Genomic DNA, 21,605 nt, shown 5'->3' with positions numbered 1-21,605 from the left:
CCCACGTGTTACTCACCCGTCCGCCGCTAACTTTAAAAGCAAGCTTTTAAAGTCCGCTCGACTTGCATGTATTAGGCACGCCGCCAGCGTTCGTCCTGAGCCAGGATCAAACTCTCCAATAAAGAGTTGATTAGCTCATTGCTAAACTCTAGCTTTTATATTACTTGTTTTCATTCTATAACATTCGTTATAAAACGATTATTGTTGACGTTTGTTTGTTCAGTTTTCAAAGAGCAATTTATTTGTTGCTATCAGAAGCAACTTTTATATAATGTCATAACTCGATATTAAAGTCAAACACTTTTTTTAAAAAAAGTATTTCCAGTGATTAATCTAATCAATCTGGCGACTTTTTATATATTATCACCCATTCTTTATGAAGTCAACACTATTTCTTAGCCTTTTATTAAAAATAAAAATATAAAAAAAAGATTAACTAAATCCTCTAAAAGACTTCTCTTTCTTTCAAGTGGATTTAAGTTAATCTCCTATAATACTCTTATATAATATATAGTTGAATTGCTACTAGTGCTGCTACTCCTGGGATTCCTAAAATCCCTGATACAGCGGAAGTTGTAAAGTTTATCGGCACATGTATGCCATATTGATTTCCAACTGTATTTAAAAAAAATAAAAATAGTGCTCCAATCATAATTTTAATAATACCTTGTCCAATCATTCTAAGTGGCTTTATCGGTGTACCAACTACTAATAACAAGATGATTAAGCCAATAACAACAGAGATAATAACAACCGGGCTCACTATCCATCCTCCCTTATTATGCTTGTATTTATAAATATGTCTCATTTCTATAAATAAGACCTAGAATGGACAACTTTTATTTTAATAAGGGTCCTATTATCACATACTTTTTTGTTACTTTGTCCCGGTAAACGTTTCGCTGGTGAGAAAAGGTATATGTCCCGAACTGGATACAGCTACTTCAGAAACCTTATACATTCTTAACTGAAAAAAACGGGGCTGGGACATAAGTATTCCAGCCAAGGATAATTCCGAACAATTATACGAAGATGCTAATGAATGTTCCGTATAATTGTTCGGGCTTTTATTTGTTTTTCAAAGGATGTTTCCATGAAGTTTGGTGCGATTCCCCGCAGCCGGAATACACTTCGCTTTCCATGGGGCTCGCGCTGAGCCGCTTCGGCCTGTGGCCTGCAGGGTCTCAGACTGTCTCGCTAATCCCATAGGAGTCTTCGTGTATTCCGGCTGCTCTGTTTTTCCAACTAATTATATTTCCTCTTGTAAAAAGTATGCGAAAGCAGCCGCTATTTACTAGCTATATTAGAAATTGTTCGTCTTTACAGAGTATCTATTTAGTTATGTCCCATCCTCGTCTATTATCTCAACAAGTTAATTTTTCTTTGTTTTGCTTCTTTAAATAAAAAGAAATATTTAGCCTCTGATAACTTAGCTCCGCAAATTACTTCATCGGAAGGATCAAAACTTTTATCCAACAAAGTCTTATCATTCAACCATTCTTGTTTTAAATGACTAAATTGGACTAATAGCTTTTCATCGAATTCCTTCCGTAACTTTCCTTTTCGTTGAAAGAACATCGTCAGCCCTCCTGTACTTACACTTCTCTTCTGCCTTCTAATGCCTTAGATAGTGTAACCTCATCTGCATATTCTAAATCTCCACCAACTGGTAAACCATGAGCAATACGTGTAATTTTGATTCCTGATGGTTTTAGTAAACGAGAAATATACATGGCTGTTGCTTCTCCTTCTATATTCGGATTAGTTGCCATAATAACTTCTTGCGCTTCGTCATCTTGTAACCTTTTAATTAAAGACGGTACATTGATGTCTTCTGGACCTATACCATCCATCGGAGATATTGCACCATGGAGAACATGATAAAGTCCGTTATATTCTTTCATCTTTTCCATAGCAATCACATCTTTAGGATCTTGTACGACACATATAATACTTCGGTCTCTTCTGCTATCTTCACATATATAGCATGGATCTTGATCTGTAATATGGCCGCACACAGAGCAATACGTTAGATTTCTTTTTGCATTAACAAGTGCCTTTGCGAAATCTAACACTGTATCTTCTTTCATATTTAATACAAAAAAAGCCAGCCTAGAGGCCGTTTTAGGCCCGATGCCTGGCAATTTCATAAAGCTGTCAATCAGCTTAGATATAGGTTCAGGATAATGCATAATCTTCCTCCTTAAAACATTCCAGGAAGATTTAATCCTTTTGTAAAATGACCCATTGTAGAGTTAGTTAGTTCATCAGCCTTTTTCAAAGCGTCATTCGTTGCTGCTAGAACTAAATCCTGTAACATTTCTACATCTTCTGGATCTACAACCTCTTCCTTAATAATGACATCAAGAACTTCCTTATGTCCAGATACAACAACTGTTACCATTCCGCCACCTGCTGTTCCTTCAATCTTCTCTTCACCAAGTTGTTCTTGAGCTTCCGCCATTTTCTTTTGCATTTTCTGCATTTGCTTCATCATATTTTGCATATTTCCCATTCCACGCATATAGATTACCTCCAGTTTATAGTTTCCATTGGTTCTAACATAATAGAATTACCTATATATTATGTACATATATAACCAATAGGTTAAAAATTAATCCTTCACTTCTAATAATTCTTCACCAAACAATTTTATTGCTTCTGAAACAACAGGATTGTCTTGACGCTCTTCACCGTCTCCCTCATCAGCAGAATCTAGATGGTGGGAGCTATTGAGAAATTCTTCTCTAATGTTAAGCCACTGTTCTTCAGGGACTCCTAATAAATTATACCTTTTTCCTATGAGCTGATACAAAGAATTAGTGATTGTCTCTATAAATTTAACATTATCTAATGCCATTTGACAGTGGATTTCATATTTAAATTTAATAATGATCGAGTCCGTAGATGCAGCAACTGGTTCTGCTTCATTTAACAAAGCTGCCTGTGATCGCATTTGATTTTGCACAAGACTATTTAGCATAACCCCCCAATTACTTTTTACCGTTTGTAATTCTTGCTTTGTTGCGTTCTTCAACGTTTCCGTTATTTTACCTAAAGGAGCTTGAAATCCTTTTCTATTCGTTCTTGCTTTTTTCTGGGTTGGCTGTGCTTCAGCTACTACAGCAACACCTTTTTGCTTAAGACTCGTTAGCTCTTCTTCTAAAGTAGTTAGCTTATTCAATAAAGATTGTATTTCCGGAATATTTACACCCAATTGCCCAGATGTTTTTGCTGTTTCTAACTGACAAAGCTTTACAATTGCTACTTCTAAGAAGATTCTAGGATGGTTTGTCCAGCGCATATCTTGCTGTGTTTTATTCAACAAATTTATAAGCTCATAAATTTGTTCATGTGTATGCTCTTCTGCAAGATCTTTAAAATCATCATCCAATAAAACTCTTTCTAAAGATTCTTCTAAATTAGGAGCCGTTTTATACAGCAGCATGTCCCGATAGAAAAAGATAAAATCTTCAATAAATCGATTAGAGTCTTTCCCTGCAAGAAGTAATTCATCTAATGATTGCAAACCTTTTACCGTATCTCTATCTAAAATCGCTCTAGACAACGTATTTAAAAAGTTTTGTGAAACAGCACCCGTCACTGTCAAAGCATCTTCTACTGTCACTATTTCATTACTATAAGAAATCGCTTGGTCTAATAGGCTTAACGCATCACGCATTCCACCATCTGCTGCTCTTGCAATCATTTGCAACGCCTTTTCCTCACAGGAGATTGCTGACTCATCCATAATCAATCTCATTCGATTGACAATCGCTTGCGACGTAATTCGTCTAAAATCAAATCGCTGACATCTTGAAATAATTGTTAAAGGAATTTTGTGAGGTTCAGTAGTGGCTAAAATAAAGATTACATGTTTAGGGGGTTCCTCCAATGTTTTCAAAAGGGCATTAAATGCTCCAATTGATAGCATATGAACTTCATCAATAATATAAACTTTGTAAGGTACAGAGCTAGGAGCAAATTTGACCTTATCTCTTATATCCCTTATTTCTTCTACCCCATTATTTGAAGCAGCATCTATTTCAATTACATCAGGTATTGTGCCATCTGTAATTCCTCTACATGCATCACATTCATTACAAGGTTCACTAATTGGTGCTCTCTCACAATTAACAGCTTTCGCTAGTATTTTTGCCGCACTTGTTTTCCCCGTTCCTCTCGGGCCAGAGAACAAGTAAGCGTGAGAGATTTTTTGTTGAAGAAGGGCATTTTGCAATGTCTTTGTTACGTGTTCCTGCCCTACCACATCTATAAACTGCTGAGGACGCCAAACCCGATATAAAGCTTGATAGTTCATAGTACCCTCCATTTTTTATTTTCATAATTATTATAGCTTATCCACTTATATTTTTACATCCATAATAGCATAATGGAAATAGTTATTTATTCTCTTTGAAAGAGAAAATCACAAGTATTTTAGATATTCACTTTAACTTACAAAAAAACTCATCCATGAAGGATGAGTTTTGTATGTATAAAAATAACTGCCGTGCACCTTTCATCGACTCGCACCCATAAGCGTTACTTAAGTAGTTAGCTCGGTCCAGGTGACCCTGCGGCACATGGGGGTGTCCACTTAATGCTGCTTCCTTCCGGACCTGACATGGTTCATGGATTCCCATTGCGCAGGACCCGGACGTCAACACCACTTACTTAAGGCAGACCCTACAGGATACCAGCCTCAGAAAGGAATTCAGCCTCGCTAGAGCGGATTGCGAGTACAGGGCACCGCTACCTCCCCGCTTAGCACGACAAAATTGATACCGAATATTAGGTGTCCTAAGACACACTCTTAGTATACTGATAAAGAAAGAAAAAATCAACACAAAGCATTTGTTAATTTTTGTAAGATTCTATATTACTCGCTTTTAATCTCTTTTCTGCCTTTCTTCGATTTCTTATTTCTTGAAAAAAAGACGTCAACAACTGCCCGCATTCTTCTGCTAATACACCAGATATTACTTCACTTTGATGATTAAAACGACTATCTTGAAGTAGATTCATAAAAGTACCAGCACACCCTCCTTTTGGATCAGCAGCTCCATAAACTACTCGTGGAATACGGGACAGTAGAATAGCACCAGAGCACATAGCGCATGGCTCAAGCGTAACATAAAGCGTTGCCTCTTCTAGCCTCCAAGTCCCCAATACCTTGCATGCCTTTTCAATAGTAAGTAATTCAGCATGAGCTACAGCAGATTGGTCTGTTTCTCTTAAATTATGACCTTTAGCTATTACCTCACCTTTATAAGCAATAACTGCTCCTATTGGGACTTCTCCTATTTTTGCAGCTTTCTGCGCTTCCTCTATAGCTATTTTCATAAACAATTGATCTTGATTTACTTCCATAATAATTACAGCCCACCTATATAAAAACACAAAATTTGTAATGAAATTTTTTCTTTGACTTAAACTAAAGAAGATAAATAACCATCCCACTTTCAATAAAAAAGCAGGCTGTTTGTAACTATTTTACTCCTCACACAAAAACTAATGCTTTATTCTACCATTTTACATAGAAAAGGAGAACCGTATGGAATCGTCGAACACTGCCCTTTTAATTATCGATATGATAAATGACTTTAATTTTGAACATGGAAATATTTTAGCAGAAAAAGCTTTAATAATTGCAGAACAAATCCAACAACTAAAAAAACAATGTAAACAGGAAAACATACCTATTATTTATATCAATGACCATTATAATTTATGGCAAGCTGAATTAAACAAAGTAATCGATTATTGTAGAAATGAAAAAAGCGAACTATTTATCGATAAAATTAAGCCCGATGATACAGACTATTTTTTAATAAAACCAAGACATTCAGCCTTTTATGGCACCGCTTTATATACATTGCTTCACCAGCTACATGTAAAAAACCTTATTCTTACCGGAATCGCAGGAAATATTTGCGTTCTATTCACTGCAAATGATGCCTATATGCGGGAGTATCCTCTTCTTATTCCGGACAATTGTATTGCTTCTGTTGACGATGAAGATAATAAGTATGCTCTACGTATGATGAAAAATGTCATGAACGCGAAAATATTTACATTCAAAAAAAATACAATCATTTCTTCCCTTTCCTCCTCATAAACTGTAATAATGTATCCTTTTCAGGAGGGAAAAATATGCAAATTCATGTTGTCAGTAACAACCAAACCTTAATAGGCATTGCAGCTGCATATGGAACGACAGTTAATGATTTAGTAGAAGCGAATGATCTACCAAATCCAAACCAACTAACAATAGGGCAAGCACTTGTCATTCCCATTATCGGAAGCTTTTACTGGGTTCAACCAGGAGACAGCCTCTGGTCCATCGCTCAGAGGTTCCGATTAAATTATGAACAATTAGCTTCCATTAATTCCATTCCTGCCAACCAATCTTTACAAGTTGGTTTACGATTATATATTCCTGAAAGACCAAAAAGACCAGTTGATATCAATGCATATGTAGAACCAAGGGGAACATCTGTTGCGCCAAATCTAGAGGCAAGTGCACGAGAAGCAGCTCCTTACTTAACCTATCTTGCTCCATTTAGCTTTCAAGCATTACGAGACGGAAGCTTAAAAGAACCGCTTCTCAATAATTTCCCTGATATCGCCAGACAAAATAATAATGTATTAATGATGGTGATTACCAATCAAGAAAATGACCAATTTAGTGATGAACTAGGAAGAATCCTATTAAACGATGAAGCAATTCAAAATAACTTTATCAATAATATAGTCATAACTGCTAAAAAATACGGATTTAAAGATATCCATTTTGATTTTGAATATTTAAGACCAGCTGATCGCGAAGCTTATAATCGTTTTCTACGTAAAGCAAAAAATCGTTTTTCTCAGGAAGGATGGTTATTATCGACTGCTTTGGCACCAAAAACAAGTGCCACTCAACAAGGAAAATGGTATGAAGGGCATGATTACAAAGCACATGGGGAAATTGTAGATTTTGTTGTTATCATGACATATGAATGGGGATATAGCGGCGGACCTGCTATGGCTGTTTCTCCTATTGGACCAGTTAGAGACGTTCTAGAATATGCAATTACAGAAATACCCTCTTCTAAAATTATGATGGGCCAAAATTTATATGGATACGATTGGACACTTCCATTTGTCGAAGGGACAGTGGCAAGAGCACTTAGTCCTCAAGCAGCTATTCAGCTTGCAGCTGACAATAATGCTGTTATACTATATGACCAAAAAGCACAAGCTCCCTATTTTAAATATACAGATAGTGAAGGGAAATTACACGAAGTATGGTTTGAGGATGCCCGTTCCATTCAGGCAAAATTTAATTTAATTAAAGAGTTAAATTTAAGAGGTATTAGCTATTGGAAATTAGGATTACCATTTCCCCAAAACTGGCTTTTAATCCTCGATAATTTTCAAGTAACAAAAAGAACATAAACGAAAGGAAAGGTTCTTTTTAAATAGACCTTTCCTTTCGTCTTATCGTATCTATCCTACTAATCTCGTATATATTGACTTGGCTACACTTACTTCTGAAGTTCCATGAATGATAGCACGCCCGTCTTTAAAAAGAACCACCCGATAATCATTATAATGAAAAGATACTAAATAAGGATTTGCAATTAAATTTTCAACGAGTGACTTCCACTGCTGTGAGAACTCATATAAATCTAATCCTTTAGGTGTTGGTGGGCGAATATGAACTGCATCTCTTCCACATAACACCGCTGCTTTTGTTTGGTTTTGTTGGGATAAATATGGGAAACTTGCCTCTTTCCCACAAGTTGGACAATTAGTATGTTTTAACTTTGCGACATTCATTTCCACATATTCCATTTTCCAAATATCAAAGGAACGAAGAACTGGCAATACTGTTTCACCTGAAAGAATCTGCATAGCTTGTGATACTTGCATCGCTGCTACCCATTGAACAATTGGACTAATAACTCCTGCAGTATCACATGTAATTTGCTGAGAAGGAAGCCGATCGATCAAACAATGAAGACAAGGAGCATTCTCTTCGACCACTGAATAGGAAAGCCCATAGCTTCCCACACAAGCTCCAAATAGAAAAGGAATTCGACGCTTAATCGCAGCATCATTTATTACTAATCTCGTCTCAAAATTATCAGTGCCATCTATTAAAATGGAAGCACCTTCTATAAATTTTTCAATTGTATGGCAATTTATCTCTTCTACTATCGATTCAATCCGTGTATGACTGCTAATCTCTTTTAGCCTCTTCATTGCAGCAATTGCTTTAGGCAGTTTTTTTACTGCATCCTCTTCCGTATATAGCTGTTGTCTTTGAAGATTGCTTTGCTCTACATAATCTCGATCAATAATAGTAAGCTTTCCTATCCCTGCTCTTACTAGCATCTCAGAAACTGCTGATCCTAGGGCACCTGCTCCTAAAATAACGGCATGGCTATTTTCGATATTTCGTTGCCCTTCTTTTCCAATAAATAATTCCTGTTTAAAAAAACGACTAGTCAAGATGTAATCATCCCCGCTAATGGACTACTTGCGACACCATAGTTTTTCTCCGCTATTCGTCCTGCTTCATATCCCAACCGACCAGCTTCAATTGCCAACTTCATAGCAATGGCCATTTTTACTGGGTCATTTGCATTCGATACCGCTGTATTCAGAAGTACCCCATCTGCTCCAAGCTCCATCGCATAGGCTGCATCCTTAGGTGAACCAATTCCTGCATCTACAATAACTGGAACTGTGCTTTGTTCTATAATAAATTGCAAATTTAATGGATTGATAATTCCTTTTCCAGATCCAATTGGTGAAGCACCTGGCATGATGGCGTGTACACCTAGCTGTTCTAGACGTTTAGCAAGGACAACATCATCAGAAGTATATGGCAAGACAATAAACCCTTCTTCTAATAGTTGTTCAGACGCTTTTAGTGTTTCTACTGGATCAGGAAGTAGCGATTTATCACAACCAATCACTTCCACTTTAATCATGTCACATAAACCAGATGCCTTTGCAAGCTTAGCAATCCGTACTGCTTCTTCCGCTGTTTTTGCTCCCGCCGTATTCGGAAGTAGGGTATACCGGTTTAAATCCAATTGCTCTAAAAAGTTAGGCTGTGATTCTTCAAATATATCCATTCTACGTACAGCAAAGGTTAATATCTCACTTCCCGATACCTCTACCGCTTTTTTTTGGACTTCAAATGACGGATATTTCCCAGTTCCAAGTAGTAATCTAGACTGAAAAGTACGATCTGCTATTTTTAACATATATTTATCCTCCTCCAACAAAATGAATTAATTCCACTCTATCGCTATCTTTTAGTAAATGCGTTTGATACTGTTCTTTTTGTAAAATATCTCGATTTACTTCTACAATGACAATCCGATTACTTAATTCAAAAAAATGCAATAAATCTGTTACCGTAACTACCTCTTTCGGTAGCTGCTGTTCCTTGCCATTCAGTTGTATGTTCAATTATTTCCCTCCCCCATAAGCAAATATATTACGCTCTACTTTAAAAGCATCTAGCCACTCCTTCTCTACAGGCGTTCCAATAATTAAGTCGCGAATCATCTTTCCTGTTGCCGGGGCTAAAAGAATACCATTTCTTTGATGACCTGTTGCAAAATATAAGCCCTTCATCTCTGGATGCTCCCCTATATATGGATGACCATCATATGTCTGTGGTCTAAGCCCAGCCCAAGCTCTCGTCCACTTCATTTCTCCAACTTCTGGTATCATTTTCTTTGCTTTTTGTATAACCTCTTCTAAACCGTCAAGCGAGGGATTCTCGCTCCAATCATTCCATTTTTTCGTTGCCCCAATAATTAGCTCGTTATTATTTCGAGGTACAATGTAAAATTGATCATGGAATACAGCATAACGTAATGGTGCTCCCTCATTTATTGCTGCTACACATTCTCCCTTAACCGGAATAATTTCATGGGATAATCCTAATTGCTGAAAAAAGTAGTTGCTCCACACTCCACTTGCAATAACTACATTTTTTGCTAAAAAGGTCCCTTGCGCTGTTTTTATTGAATATTCCATTCCTGTCTTACTCACAGCTAATACACGAGTATATTCATAAATTTCAGCACCAAATAGTTGTGCTCCTTTACTCAAGCTATTACATGCAATTAATGGTGTGATATGGACATCCTCTTGTAAATAAGCAGCTCCCATAACTTCCTTTGAAAGCTGGGGAACTCTTTTTCTAGCTTCTTTATTATCCAGCCACTCCACCGAAGATAAGGATAGAATAGATTCTAGCTCCTTTTTCTCATTTTCTGAGTATACAAGTTTCAATAACCCACCATTTCTTTTCTCAAAATCAATAGCAGTTAACTCTCTTATCTCTTCATAAAGCTGTTTATATAAAAGCTGACTGCTTCTTGCAAATGGGTAGAGATGTTTAAATTCTTTATATTCAGAATGAGCACCAAGCATTCCAGCTGCTGCACTTGTTGATTTCCCACCAATTTTGTCTGCTTCTAATATAGCAACTTTCCTATTTTCCTTTGCCAAATAGTAAGCAATCGAACTACCGATAATTCCGCCACCAACAATTACGACATCAAATTGTTTTGATTCCAATAGTTTCACATCTTTCTCTTATTCGTTTTATTGCCATTAATGGATCGGAAGCTGAAAATATAGCAGACATAATTGCTACTCCATCTGCACCTAATTCAGCTAGTTTACCTACTCGTTCTTCCGTGATTCCCCCTATAGCATAAAGCGGAACGGAAAGCTCGCTTTTTATCTCTGAGATAGTGGACAATGTAACGGGTGGCTTCCCCTCTTTACTATTTGTTGAATAGCAATGTCCGTATATTACATAATCAGTCTGGCTTCTTTCTGCTAATATAGCTTCTTCTTTGCTATGAACAGATACACCTATAGACATTTTCGGAAACACAGTTTTAACTTGGTTAACAGATAACCCATTTGATGGAAAATGTACATTTTTTAACGAAAGCAGTGTCGCAATATCAAGACGATCATTAACAATGATTTTATCTATAGGAACTCCCTCCTTAAGCAATCTCTCACAAAGGGTATAAATTTCGATTGGACTTTTTGCTTTCTCCCTAATTTGCACATAATCAACATATGGATGGATTTCTAATAAAATAGACAAAAGCTTCTCTAAAGAGTGCGTATTATCTGTTACGGCCATTATTTTCATATCTCATCACCTCTACTTTATATAAGTCTCAACGGTTTGAACGTTAGAGTCTGTTTGGAAAAGTGGGTAAAACGCCAAAAACCACTTTTCTAGGTAGTAGAAAAGTGGTTAATAAATTACGCCATAGGAAAAAATCCAATAGACACGTATATTTAAAGATATTCCACTTTCCTACGCAGGTACGAACCTGTTCAGGTTTTGAGGGTTTAGAAGTAACTACTTCATTCTCAGCCCTTATCAAGGGATCCCCTAGTGATTCATTCATTATTTATAAACTTTACCCATATAGTACCATAAATCGATAATATAGCAATAAAAAATTCTTAATCTTATTACTCTTTCGCTAATTTAACTTAACAAACCATATCTAAATTTAAACTTTCGATTGAATAACTATTAGGAAAAAACAAGCATATGTCCACATTCCCCTCCATGTGTTAAAATGACTCTTGTACTATTTTTATTACCTACTAAAGGAAGCAATCCTTTGTTAAGGCTGCATATACTAAGTTTATCTTTATTAACGAACCACAGCCCTTCAAAAAATATTAGCTTCTAAAATAAGAGAACAGGAGGGACAAGCGTGAATAGTATCCCTTTTATTACAGTAGAAGGACCCATTGGAGTTGGTAAAACTTCTTTAGCTAAATTACTCTCAGAGTATTTTCAATACGAACTCCTAAAAGAAATTGTCGAAGAAAATCCTTTCCTCGGAAAATTTTACGAAAACATTGATGAATGGAGTTTTCAAACAGAAATGTTTTTCCTATGTAATCGATTTAAGCAGTTAAACGACACAAGAGACCATTATTTAACTAAAAATATACCTGTAGTGGCAGATTATCATATATTAAAAAATCTTATTTTCGCGAAAAGATCTTTACAGGATAGCGATTTAGACAAGTATGTCCGCATCTATGATGTATTAACAGAAGACCTGCCAATGCCGAATATTATTATTTATCTACATGCTAGTTTAGATACAATAATGGCACGAATTAAAAAAAGAGATAGAGATATCGAAAAAAATATTAGTCCTCTGTATTTAGAACAATTATCTTCTGACTACGATATCGTTATGAATGACTTCAAAAAAAATAACCCACAAATTCCTGTATTAGACTTTAATGGAGATACATTGGACTTTGTTCAAAATAAACAAGACTTAGTAAAAATTATTAACACAATAAAAGAAACTTTAAATATAGGAGCCTTTAATCATGAATCTACGAACAAAATATAATATTCCTAGTAATTCCGTTATAACGATTGCTGGAACAGTTGGTGTAGGTAAATCAACGCTAACGAATGCACTAGCAGATGCTTTACAATTTCGAACTTCTTTTGAAAAAGTTGATACTAATCCATATCTTGATAAATTTTATCATGACTTTAGCAGATGGAGCTTTCATCTGCAAGTATATTTTTTAGCAGAACGCTTTAAGGAACAAAAAAGAATCTTTGAATATGGCGGCGGATTTATTCAAGATCGTTCCATCTATGAGGATACTGGTATATTTGCAAAAATGCATTATGAAAAAGGGACAATGTCAGAAGTCGATTATGAAACGTATACAAGTCTTTTTGAAGCAATGGTAATGACTCCTTACTTCCCACATCCAGACTTACTGATCTACCTTGAAGGTTCTCTCGAAGATATATTACAGCGTATTGATCGAAGAGGTCGTGAAATGGAAAAGCAAACACCGATTGATTATTGGGAAGAAATGCATGGTAGATATGAGAAATGGATTGATTCTTTCTCAGCATGTCCTGTTCTTCGATTAAATATTAATGAGTATGATGCTATTGCTGGTGCACAATCTATTGAACCAATTATAGAAAAGATTAGTACTATTCTTCAGCAAAAAAACTATAGCAGAAAAGCATAAAAGGACTTTCCTCGTTTTCGGTTATTACAGTCAGCTTTATTACTAAGAAGTTGACTGTAATGAAAACAAAGGAAAATCCTTTTTTTCGTTACAAAACTTATGAAAAAAAAATAAAAAACCTGCTACTGTAGTAGCAGGCCTCATATATCTCCAAATATTATGCGCAATGTAAATTTAAAATCATGGAGGAGGAAAGGGGATTCGAACCCCTGCGCGGTTTGACCCGCCTGTCGGTTTTCAAGACCGATCCCTTCAGCCGGACTTGGGTATTCCTCCATCAGACAAGTAATAATATATCATCTATCAAAACCTAAGTCAACTATATTTATCATTTTGATTGAGTCAAGTTTTTGTGGGAGTTTTTTTAGCTCCCTTTTTTATAAAGTAAAACCTCTAAGTTTGTATCCGCTTTCCAATTGGTTTTGTTCTTCCAACTGTTGATTCTCTCATTTTTTTAAAAACCTTTTAATCCCTGTAAGGCAAAGTGAACGGGTTTTCCAATCGCTTGATTTAAGTATGGCATGTTCTGACGCACGGTTTCTGTTACTAATTTTGTGGGTATTTTTCTTTTCGCTCGATGCTCTTTCTTTGATTTTTCCGTGGCTTTTTCCCATTTCCCATATATCGTTTGGATGGATAGGTCATCCTTCAATCCAATCCACAAGCGCGCCATGCTCATGACCCCTTTTTTGCTCCATGTTCTTCCATTTTTTAATCGTTTGGCTAATTGATTCATCATTGCTTCTGCACTTCCCATTGGACGATACGCTGTCGTGTCCACGCCTTTTTCCTGTAACCAACTACGGTAATCTTTTATGGTTTCCTGATGATGCGTTAAAAAGGCAAGGAAATGCGCTAGTTTTTCTTCTTTTTCTGGTGTATCCATTGTTCCTACTGCGCTATTCAACTCTAGAAGTAATGTTTCTACCTGGTAGTTTTTTAACGCTCTTTTCATGTAGCGGTATCGAGGATGGCTCTTCATTAGTTGCTTCATCGAACGAGCGACATGAAAACGGTCCATGGTGAAAAAGGCGCGTTCCCGAAAATACTCCCGACATGCCGTTATCCAGCCTGCTCCATCACCATTAATAATAAGCAAGGTTTGGGTAGGATCATACGCATAATTATTCTGTAAGAACGTTTCAAAGGCTTCCCAAAAGGGTTCTTTTCCTTCATAAAGAAAATGCCTTTTATTTCGGAGCCTGATTCGCTTTCCGTTTTCTTTCCATCCCTCGTGTACAGCGGCGAATTTCAACTCCCATCCACGCTTTTTCTTTTCTTGACTCTTCACATATAATCCATCTACTTCTACAAACAATACCTTTTGAAAAGGGTGTTTTTCCTTAGCGGGAAGTACGCTTGTTTGAAGAAGATGTTGCCGTAATGCTTCGTGGCTCATCGCCGAATAGCCTAAAAATTGTTCGAACGTTTCCACCGCCTTTCGATAGGATGAGCCATTCGTCGCTAGTTCTAGCCCCCATTCTTCTAGTAGCGGACTAAATCCCTTATTCCCCTGAAACTGTAAATAGTGATCTAATAGACAAATATATTTTTTAGTCACACGATCAAAATAATAATTACGCTTCAGCTCCACAGCTCCAAACGCTGTATCTAATCGTATTTCTCGTTTATCACGTAAAGCAAATCTTCTTTTGTCTCGTTGCTGAGCAATCTCTAGATCCCAATTTTCTAATGTTTGAATAAGGATTTCTTGAAACGTCATTTGTAGTGTTCGAAATAAAGTTTTTTCCAATTCTTTTAATGATGGCATTTTTATGTTACATTGATTCATGAGAGCCTCTCCTTTTCGTATTTTTCGCCAAATTCTACTTTACAAAAGGATGCTCTCTTTTTTAATGCTTAATTTTTTCCAGCTACCGCGCTCTCGCTTGGTGGCCTTTTTGTCTAGTTGGAGGACGCGTCCCCCAACTAGACAAAAAGGATATTTATTCTCCCACAAACATTTTACTCATACTATCATTTTTTATTATTTATTTTAAACAAGGAGTTAGGAAATAATTTAGCTGACCTCAAAAGAATATAATACTTCTTAAGAGGTCAACTCCTTTTAACTGTCTATCATATTATTCAGGTGAAATTACTTCTCTATTTCTCATATAAGGACGAAGCACTTCAGGAATAACAACACTTCCATCTGCCTGCTGATAGTTTTCCAAAATAGCAGCAACCGTTCTTCCAATTGCAAGGCCAGATCCATTTAATGTATGCACATGTTCTGGCTTTCCTTTAGGCTCTCTACGGAACCGAATATTTGCTCTTCTTGCTTGGAAAGCTTCAAAATTACTACAAGAAGAAATTTCACGGTACGTATTATAGCTTGGAATCCAAACCTCTACATCATACTTTTTCGCTGCTGTAAATCCTAAATCTCCTGTACACATGCTCAACACACGATATGGTAAGCCTAAAAGCTGCAATACTTTTTCTGCATTTCTTGTTAAAGACTCTAGCTCTTCATAAGAATCTTCTGGCTTAACGAACTTAACAAGCTCTACTTTATTAAACTGATGTTGTCTAATTAGTCCTCTTGTATCTCTGCCTGCAGATCCTGCTTCTGAACGGAAGTTTGCACTAAACGCAGCATATTTGATCGGAAGCTGATCACCATCAAGAATTTCATCTCTATGCAAGTTTGTTACAGGTACTTCTGAAGTTGGAATTAAAAAGTAATCCTCTTTCTCCACTAAAAAAGCATCCTCTTCAAACTTAGGCAATTGACCAGTTCCTGTTAAGCTCGATCTATTTACTAGGAAAGGAGGGATAATTTCTTTATATCCATGTTCCTCTGTATGCAAATCAAGCATAAAATTAAATAGTGCTCTTTCTAGTTTTGCCCCTAAGCCTTTATAAAATACAAAACGACTTCCTGTTACTTTTGCTGCTCGTTCAAAATCAAGTAAATCTAAATCAGTAGCAACATCCCAATGAGGTTTTGGCTCAAAATTAAACTTTCTAATTTCACCCCATTTTCTTATTTCAACATTATCATCTTCCGTATCTCCAACTGGAACACTTTCATGAGGAAGATTCGGAATTCCTAACATAATCGTTTGTAATTTCTCTTCAACATCACGTAACTCGTTATCATATTCTTTAATTTTTTCGCCGACTTCTCTCATTTCCACAATAAGAGCTTCTGCATCTTTTTTCTCTCTCTTTAATACTGCTACTTGCTGTGAAACTTCATTTCTTTTACTTTTTAATTGTTCCGTTTCAACAATTAGTTCTCTTCGTCTTACATCTAGTGCTTCAAAATTGTCCAGTTCTGATAAATCTTCTCCGCGGTGCTGTAACTGACTTTTTACAAAATCAAAATTAGCACGAACATATTTAATATCTAACATTTTCTATTCCTCCCATTTTTTATTTCTACATGCAATCTACTTTCTATAGGTTTCACGTCCAGTTTGAAATCCTTACTCTTTATTTACGGCAAAATAAAAAACTCCCGTCCCTAAAAAAGGGACGAGAGTTACCCGCGTTGCCACCCTAGTTAAAAGCATAAAAATACTTTTCACCTTAAAGATCATAACGGTTTTTAGCCGAAAACAATTACTTGCAACAGGTGCGTTCCTTGTTTTTACTCTAGGATGGATTCACAGGCTTTATTCACCGATTCACACCAACCATCGGCTCTCTTTTAGAATAAGTTACCTGTTACTATTTCCTATCATAGTAGATTCCATATATTAGTTGCATATATCTTACTACAAGTATTTCCGAAATTCAACAGCTTATGCAAATAAGTGTTGCTTAGCCTCTATCGCCATCTTAATAAAATATCCCGTTAAACGATGATCATCTGTTAATTCAGGATGAAAAGAACAACCTAAGAACTGTCCTTCTCGCGCCGCTACAATACGATCATTATGTTTAGCTAATACTTCTACATTTTCACCAACACTAACAATATGCGGCGCACGGATAAACACAGCAGTAAAATCTTCAGCAACCCCTGCAATATCAAGATTTGCTTCAAAGCTTTCTTTTTGTCTTCCAAAAGAATTACGCTCAACTTGTATATCCATAACCCCAATATGTGGTTTATCATAGCCCTTAATGGCTTTTGCCAATAAAATCAATCCTGCGCATGTTCCAAACATTGGCTTCCCTGATTGAGCGAATACTTGAAGAGCTTCCATAAAATCATATTTATCAATAAGGCGACGCATCGTTGTACTTTCTCCACCAGGAATAATGAGACCATCAATCTCATCCAGTTGTTCTTTTTTCTTTACGACAACTGCTTCTGCATTATTCGCTTCAATAGCATTAACATGTTCTCTCACAGCACCTTGTAGTCCAAGGACACCTATTTTCACATTATGGTTTGGCATTATATTCACCTTACCAGCCACGCTCTTGCATACGTGCTTCTGGAGCTAGACTAGAAATTTCAATCCCTTTCATTGCTGTTCCAAGGTTTTTAGAAATTTCCGCAATTAACTCATAATCTTGATAATGAGTAGTTGCTTCTACTATTGCTCTAGCAAATTTTGCAGGGTTGTCTGATTTGAAAATACCTGAACCTACAAATACACCGTCTGCACCTAATTGCATCATTAATGCTGCATCAGCAGGTGTTGCAACACCACCAGCAGCAAAGTTAACAACTGGTAAGCGGCCTAACCTTTTAATTTCTAAAAGAAGTTCATATGGAGCTCCTAAGATCTTAGCTTCTGTCATCAACTCATCTTCATTCATATGAGCTACTTTACGAACTTGTGCATTTACTTTTCTAATATGACGAACTGCTTCAACAATATTTCCTGTTCCCGGTTCCCCTTTTGTGCGAAGCATAGAAGCACCTTCACCGATGCGTCTTGCAGCTTCTCCTAGATCACGACTGCCACATACAAACGGAACAGTATATTCATTTTTATTCAAATGAAATTCTTCATCTGCTGGGGTTAAAACTTCGCTCTCGTCAATATAATCTACGCCCATAGCCTCAAGCACTCTTGCTTCGACAATATGACCAATACGCGCCTTTGCCATTACAGGGATTGTTACTGCATTCATTACTTCCTCTACGATTGTAGGATCAGCCATTCTAGCTACCCCACCGGCTGCGCGAATATCCGAAGGAACTCGTTCAAGAGCCATTACCGCTACTGCTCCTGCTTCTTCTGCAATCTTGGCTTGTTCTGCGTTGATAACATCCATGATTACTCCGCCTTTTTGCATTTCAGCCATACCACGTTTAACTCTATCAGTACCAGTTTTCATTATTTGCCCCCTGTAAAGTCTCTTTTTTTAACACAAAATTATTGAAACCTTTTGAAGAAATTTGTTACTCCCTAATGAAAATAAACAATAAAAAAGAGCTTCTGTCAATACAAGAAGCTCTTTTTCTTTCAGTTTATACAATGTATGCAATTTTTCCTAGTCAATTATTATCGTTGGCTTTATTAAAAAATATTTACTTAAAACCAACCTTTGACTGTATCGGAAACACTTCCCCAAACATTTGAGAAGAATGAACCAATTCCACGCATAGCTAAAACAAACCAATTTGCCTTTTCAACTGTTTCATTTGCTACTAAGTCTACTTGTACCTTTTCGTTTCCGTCACTTGTTAAGAATGGCACTTCTTTTCCATCTTTCGTTTGTACTGTTACATAACCAACCTTGTCCCCTTTTTTGATTGGAGCAGTTAGTTCACCATCAGCATTTAGTTTCTTCTCATCCAAGACAACTTTTGCAACATAATTTTCTTTGTCATTATTTTTGATTACTAAATTAATTGCATCCTTAGTACCAATACTTACTTTATCTTCTTTTCCTTTTGTTACATCCAACGTTTTATTCTTTGCGTCTACATAATTTGCTGGAAGAACCTCTTCCGTAGAGAAATTACCAAAAGCATAATCTAATACTTTTCTTGCTTCTGCAAAACGGGAATCTTTCGTTTCACTTTTCATGATTACTACGATATAACGTTGGTCCCCTTTTTGAGCAGTAGCAGTAACATTAAATTTTGCATAATCAGTAGAACCTGTTTTTAATCCATCTACCCCTTCATATCCGTAAATTAAAGAAGGTATTAGCCAGTTAAAGTTTTTATATTCTCTTCCATCTCTAAACTTTAAGCTTGGCATGCCAGAAGTCTCTAAAATTTCCGGATAATCATGGATTAAACGATATGCTAATTTTGCAACAGCTTTAGCTGACATCTTATTTTCATCTGTTTCGCTTCCTGCTGGAATATTTCCTAATAAATCACCATTATTTAAACCAGAAGAGTTAACAAATTCAAAATCACCTAAACCTAACTCCTCAGCCTTTTGATTCATTACACTGATATAGTTTTTCTCTGTACCCGCGATTAATTCTGCCAATGCAACAGTAGCAGCGTTCCCTGAATGAATCGCCATCGCTTGGTACAATTCTTTCACTGTATATTCTTCCCCTTCAGTAAGCCCTACATTTGAAAGCTCCGGGGCGCCAGATAACCTGTGAATATAATTATTAATTTTAACTTTTTGATCCCAAGAGATTTTTCCATTTTTTATTGATTCCAGAACAATGTACTCTGTCATCATTTTAGACATGGAGGCTACACCAAGTAGTTCGTCAGTATTTTTTCCATATAATATTTCTCCGCTATTTGCATCTACTAGTATAGCTGCTCCTGCTTCTAATCCAAGATCGTCATTTTCGGCAGCACTTGCCTGATATGGTAGAACTGTTGATAGTGTACTTAAGAATAGTACGGCAATGATGAATGATACCGTCCACTTTTTTACCTGTTTCAATATTAAAACCTCCAAAACTATTTTTATCTATTAATCTATCTTATTTTTCAAGTTAATTATTTCCCTTGTACAGTTTAACATAAAAAAAATAAAAAAAATAGACAGTGCCATTGTTCACTGTCTAATGTAAAATAAGGAAACTTTATAATATATTCTTAAATGAAATTTATTAAGAAAGAGAATAGTTTGGTGCTTCTTTTGTAATTTGAACATCATGTGGATGACTTTCTCTTAAGCCAGCACCTGTCATTTTCACAAATTGGGCATTCTCTCTTAATTCATATAAATCCTTCGTTCCACAGTATCCCATACCAGAACGAATTCCACCAACTAATTGATAGATCGTATCTGAAAGCGGTCCTTTATAAGGAAGTCTACCTTCGATTCCTTCCGGAACAAATTTTTTGTTATCCTCTTGGAAATAACGATCTTTAGATCCTTTCTCCATTGCTGCAACGGAACCCATTCCTCTATATACTTTGAATCGTCGACCTTGGAAAATTTCTGTTTCTCCAGGACTTTCAGATACCCCAGCAAGCAAGCTTCCTAACATAACCGCGTGTCCACCTGCTGCTAAAGCTTTAACAATATCACCAGAGTATTTGATTCCTCCGTCAGCAATAATTGATTTACCATACTTTCTAGCTTCTGTAGCACAATCATACACGGCCGTAATTTGAGGAACACCTACACCAGCAACTACACGTGTTGTACAAATGGAACCTGGACCAATACCAACTTTAACGATATCTGCCCCAGCCTCGATTAAAGCCCTTGTTCCTTCAGCAGTAGCTACATTTCCTGCAATAATCGTTAAATCCGGATATGCGTTTCTAATGTCTGTAACGCCGTCTAGTACCCCTTGTGAATGCCCGTGAGCAGTATCAATAACAATTACATCAACATTTGACTTTACAAGCATTTCTACACGTTTTAACGCATCGTTTGTTACACCAACAGCAGCACCCACTAATAATCTTCCTTGGGCATCTTTTGCTGAATGAGGAAATTCAATTACCTTTTCTATATCTTTAATTGTGATTAATCCCTTTAATACACCTTCTTCATTGATCAAAGGCAATTTCTCAATTTTGTATCGTTGTAAGATTTTTTCTGCCTCTTCTAAAGTGGTTCCTACTGGAGCCGTTACTAAATTTTCTTTTGTCATAACATCAGAAATTTTAATGGAAAAGTCTTCAATAAATCGAAGGTCTCGGTTAGTAAGAATTCCTACTAATTTTTGTTCATCGTTATTATTAACAATCGGCACACCAGAAATTCTATATTTACCCATTAGATGCTCTGCATCAAATACTTGGTGTTCAGGAGTTAAAAAGAAAGGATCTGTGATTACACCACTTTCTGAGCGCTTTACTTTATCTACTTGCTCAGCCTGTTGTTCAATAGACATATTTTTATGAATAATGCCTAGTCCGCCTTGTCTTGCAATAGCAATAGCCATTTCTGCTTCTGTTACAGTATCCATTCCTGCACTAATAAGCGGAATATTTAAGTTTAGATTTTTTGCTAATTGTACTTTTAAGCTTACATCTCTAGGTAAAACTTCCGATTTAGCTGGAATTAAAAGAACATCATCAAACGTTAATCCTTCTTTAGCAAATTTACTTTCCCACATTTTAACGCCTCCATATTGTTAAAAATATTATTAGTAGGTTATCAATTGGATAAAATACTGTCAAGGTCAGTTTGATATGTTTAATTTTTCAAAAAATTCGAGAGGGG

At 36.3% G+C, this 21,605-nt stretch carries 21 protein-coding genes, 1 tRNA gene, 1 rRNA gene, 1 other RNA gene, 1 riboswitch and 1 other annotated feature (1 of these 26 only partly in view); of the genes, 4 read left to right on the top strand and 20 right to left on the bottom strand.

The window, feature by feature from the left end:
- The 8 genes from NKG37_RS06500 to tadA all read right to left on the bottom strand — a co-directional run.
- Positions 1-122 (bottom strand): 16S ribosomal RNA (locus tag NKG37_RS06500); it reaches 1,428 nt to the left of the window's first position.
- A 377-nt stretch (positions 123-499) separates the two neighbouring features.
- Positions 500-763: a pro-sigmaK processing inhibitor BofA family protein gene (locus NKG37_RS06495; RefSeq protein WP_016205306.1), complete on the bottom strand. Its 264-nt coding sequence runs from the start codon at positions 761-763 to the stop codon at positions 500-502.
- Between the two features lie 596 nt (positions 764-1,359).
- Complete coding sequence (locus NKG37_RS06490) at positions 1,360-1,578, bottom strand: YaaL family protein (protein ID WP_016205307.1); 219 nt, start codon at positions 1,576-1,578, stop codon at positions 1,360-1,362.
- A 17-nt stretch (positions 1,579-1,595) separates the two neighbouring features.
- Positions 1,596-2,192: a recombination mediator RecR gene (recR, locus tag NKG37_RS06485; protein WP_016205308.1), complete on the bottom strand. Its 597-nt coding sequence runs from the start codon at positions 2,190-2,192 to the stop codon at positions 1,596-1,598.
- Between the two features lie 11 nt (positions 2,193-2,203).
- Positions 2,204-2,524 carry a YbaB/EbfC family nucleoid-associated protein gene (locus tag NKG37_RS06480; RefSeq protein WP_254416001.1) on the bottom strand — a complete coding sequence of 107 codons (321 nt, stop codon included), beginning with the start codon at positions 2,522-2,524 and terminating at the stop codon, positions 2,204-2,206.
- A gap of 90 nt (positions 2,525-2,614) precedes the next feature.
- The gene (dnaX, locus tag NKG37_RS06475; protein WP_169187574.1) at positions 2,615-4,321 is read right to left on the bottom strand and encodes a DNA polymerase III subunit gamma/tau; all 1,707 of its coding nucleotides are present in this window, start codon (positions 4,319-4,321) and stop codon (positions 2,615-2,617) included.
- A gap of 190 nt (positions 4,322-4,511) precedes the next feature.
- An RNA gene (gene ffs / locus NKG37_RS06470) (signal recognition particle sRNA large type) lies at positions 4,512-4,776 on the bottom strand.
- Positions 4,777-4,860: 84 nt separating this feature from the next.
- Positions 4,861-5,373 (bottom strand): tRNA adenosine(34) deaminase TadA, encoded by a 513-nt coding sequence (tadA, locus tag NKG37_RS06465; RefSeq protein ID WP_254416000.1) that lies wholly within the window; start codon positions 5,371-5,373, stop codon positions 4,861-4,863.
- Positions 5,374-5,557: 184 nt separating this feature from the next.
- Between tadA and NKG37_RS06460 the strand changes: the two genes are divergently transcribed.
- Together NKG37_RS06460 and NKG37_RS06455 are read left to right on the top strand one after the other, a co-directional pair.
- Positions 5,558-6,121 (top strand): cysteine hydrolase family protein, encoded by a 564-nt coding sequence (locus NKG37_RS06460; protein WP_101728746.1) that lies wholly within the window; start codon positions 5,558-5,560, stop codon positions 6,119-6,121.
- A gap of 35 nt (positions 6,122-6,156) precedes the next feature.
- Entirely contained in the window at positions 6,157-7,443 is a 1,287-nt protein-coding gene (locus NKG37_RS06455; protein ID WP_254415999.1) for a glycosyl hydrolase family 18 protein, read from the top strand.
- 51 nt (positions 7,444-7,494) lie between these two features.
- Here the strand turns inward: NKG37_RS06455 and NKG37_RS06450 are convergent, their stop codons facing one another.
- Genes NKG37_RS06450 through NKG37_RS06430 form a run of 5 tightly spaced genes read right to left on the bottom strand, consistent with a single transcriptional unit; the run spans position 7,495 to position 11,191 of the window.
- Positions 7,495-8,502 carry a ThiF family adenylyltransferase gene (locus NKG37_RS06450; RefSeq protein ID WP_169187572.1) on the bottom strand — a complete coding sequence of 336 codons (1,008 nt, stop codon included), beginning with the start codon at positions 8,500-8,502 and terminating at the stop codon, positions 7,495-7,497.
- Entirely contained in the window at positions 8,499-9,266 is a 768-nt protein-coding gene (locus NKG37_RS06445; RefSeq protein WP_101728744.1) for a thiazole synthase, read from the bottom strand. Before NKG37_RS06445 ends, NKG37_RS06450 begins: the two co-directional genes overlap by 4 nt.
- Before the next feature lie 4 nt (positions 9,267-9,270).
- The gene (gene thiS, locus NKG37_RS06440; RefSeq protein ID WP_016205316.1) at positions 9,271-9,474 is read right to left on the bottom strand and encodes a sulfur carrier protein ThiS; all 204 of its coding nucleotides are present in this window, start codon (positions 9,472-9,474) and stop codon (positions 9,271-9,273) included.
- Positions 9,475-10,605: a glycine oxidase ThiO gene (thiO, locus tag NKG37_RS06435; protein ID WP_224428210.1), complete on the bottom strand. Its 1,131-nt coding sequence runs from the start codon at positions 10,603-10,605 to the stop codon at positions 9,475-9,477.
- Positions 10,577-11,191 carry a thiamine phosphate synthase gene (locus NKG37_RS06430; RefSeq protein WP_254415998.1) on the bottom strand — a complete coding sequence of 205 codons (615 nt, stop codon included), beginning with the start codon at positions 11,189-11,191 and terminating at the stop codon, positions 10,577-10,579. Before NKG37_RS06430 ends, thiO begins: the two co-directional genes overlap by 29 nt.
- A gap of 151 nt (positions 11,192-11,342) precedes the next feature.
- Positions 11,343-11,452: riboswitch (TPP riboswitch) on the bottom strand.
- Between the two features lie 322 nt (positions 11,453-11,774).
- Here NKG37_RS06430 and NKG37_RS06425 point away from each other — a divergent pair.
- Entirely contained in the window at positions 11,775-12,434 is a 660-nt protein-coding gene (locus NKG37_RS06425) for a deoxynucleoside kinase (protein WP_101728743.1), read from the top strand.
- The gene (locus NKG37_RS06420) at positions 12,412-13,083 is read left to right on the top strand and encodes a deoxynucleoside kinase (protein ID WP_016205321.1); all 672 of its coding nucleotides are present in this window, start codon (positions 12,412-12,414) and stop codon (positions 13,081-13,083) included. The genes NKG37_RS06425 and NKG37_RS06420 overlap by 23 nt, the downstream gene beginning before the upstream one ends.
- Positions 13,084-13,266: 183 nt before the next feature.
- Here the strand turns inward: NKG37_RS06420 and NKG37_RS06415 are convergent.
- From NKG37_RS06415 to guaB, 7 genes are all read right to left on the bottom strand, one after another.
- Positions 13,267-13,359: transfer RNA gene (locus NKG37_RS06415), tRNA-Ser, on the bottom strand.
- A 178-nt stretch (positions 13,360-13,537) separates the two neighbouring features.
- Positions 13,538-14,854: an ISLre2 family transposase gene (locus NKG37_RS06410; protein ID WP_254415997.1), complete on the bottom strand. Its 1,317-nt coding sequence runs from the start codon at positions 14,852-14,854 to the stop codon at positions 13,538-13,540.
- A gap of 313 nt (positions 14,855-15,167) precedes the next feature.
- Positions 15,168-16,448, bottom strand: coding sequence for a serine--tRNA ligase (serS, locus tag NKG37_RS06405; protein WP_169187568.1), 1,281 nt, complete (start codon positions 16,446-16,448; stop codon positions 15,168-15,170).
- Between the two features lie 114 nt (positions 16,449-16,562).
- Positions 16,563-16,787 (bottom strand) — a binding site (T-box leader).
- A 51-nt stretch (positions 16,788-16,838) separates the two neighbouring features.
- Positions 16,839-17,441 carry a pyridoxal 5'-phosphate synthase glutaminase subunit PdxT gene (pdxT, locus tag NKG37_RS06400; RefSeq protein ID WP_016205323.1) on the bottom strand — a complete coding sequence of 201 codons (603 nt, stop codon included), beginning with the start codon at positions 17,439-17,441 and terminating at the stop codon, positions 16,839-16,841.
- A gap of 10 nt (positions 17,442-17,451) precedes the next feature.
- Positions 17,452-18,336: a pyridoxal 5'-phosphate synthase lyase subunit PdxS gene (gene pdxS, locus NKG37_RS06395; protein ID WP_254416378.1), complete on the bottom strand. Its 885-nt coding sequence runs from the start codon at positions 18,334-18,336 to the stop codon at positions 17,452-17,454.
- A 194-nt stretch (positions 18,337-18,530) separates the two neighbouring features.
- On the bottom strand, positions 18,531-19,862 hold the full coding sequence (locus tag NKG37_RS06390; protein WP_016205325.1) for a D-alanyl-D-alanine carboxypeptidase family protein: 1,332 nt from the start codon (positions 19,860-19,862) through the stop codon (positions 18,531-18,533).
- A 169-nt stretch (positions 19,863-20,031) separates the two neighbouring features.
- On the bottom strand, positions 20,032-21,498 hold the full coding sequence (guaB, locus tag NKG37_RS06385; protein ID WP_016205326.1) for an IMP dehydrogenase: 1,467 nt from the start codon (positions 21,496-21,498) through the stop codon (positions 20,032-20,034).
- Between the last annotated feature and the right edge of the window lie 107 nt (positions 21,499-21,605).

The sequence above is a fragment of the Niallia sp. RD1 genome (assembly GCF_024219955.1).
In the GTDB taxonomy this organism is placed as follows: Bacteria; Bacillota; Bacilli; order Bacillales; family Cytobacillaceae; genus Niallia; species Niallia alba.
This window is presented reverse-complemented; position numbering and strand designations above follow the sequence as displayed.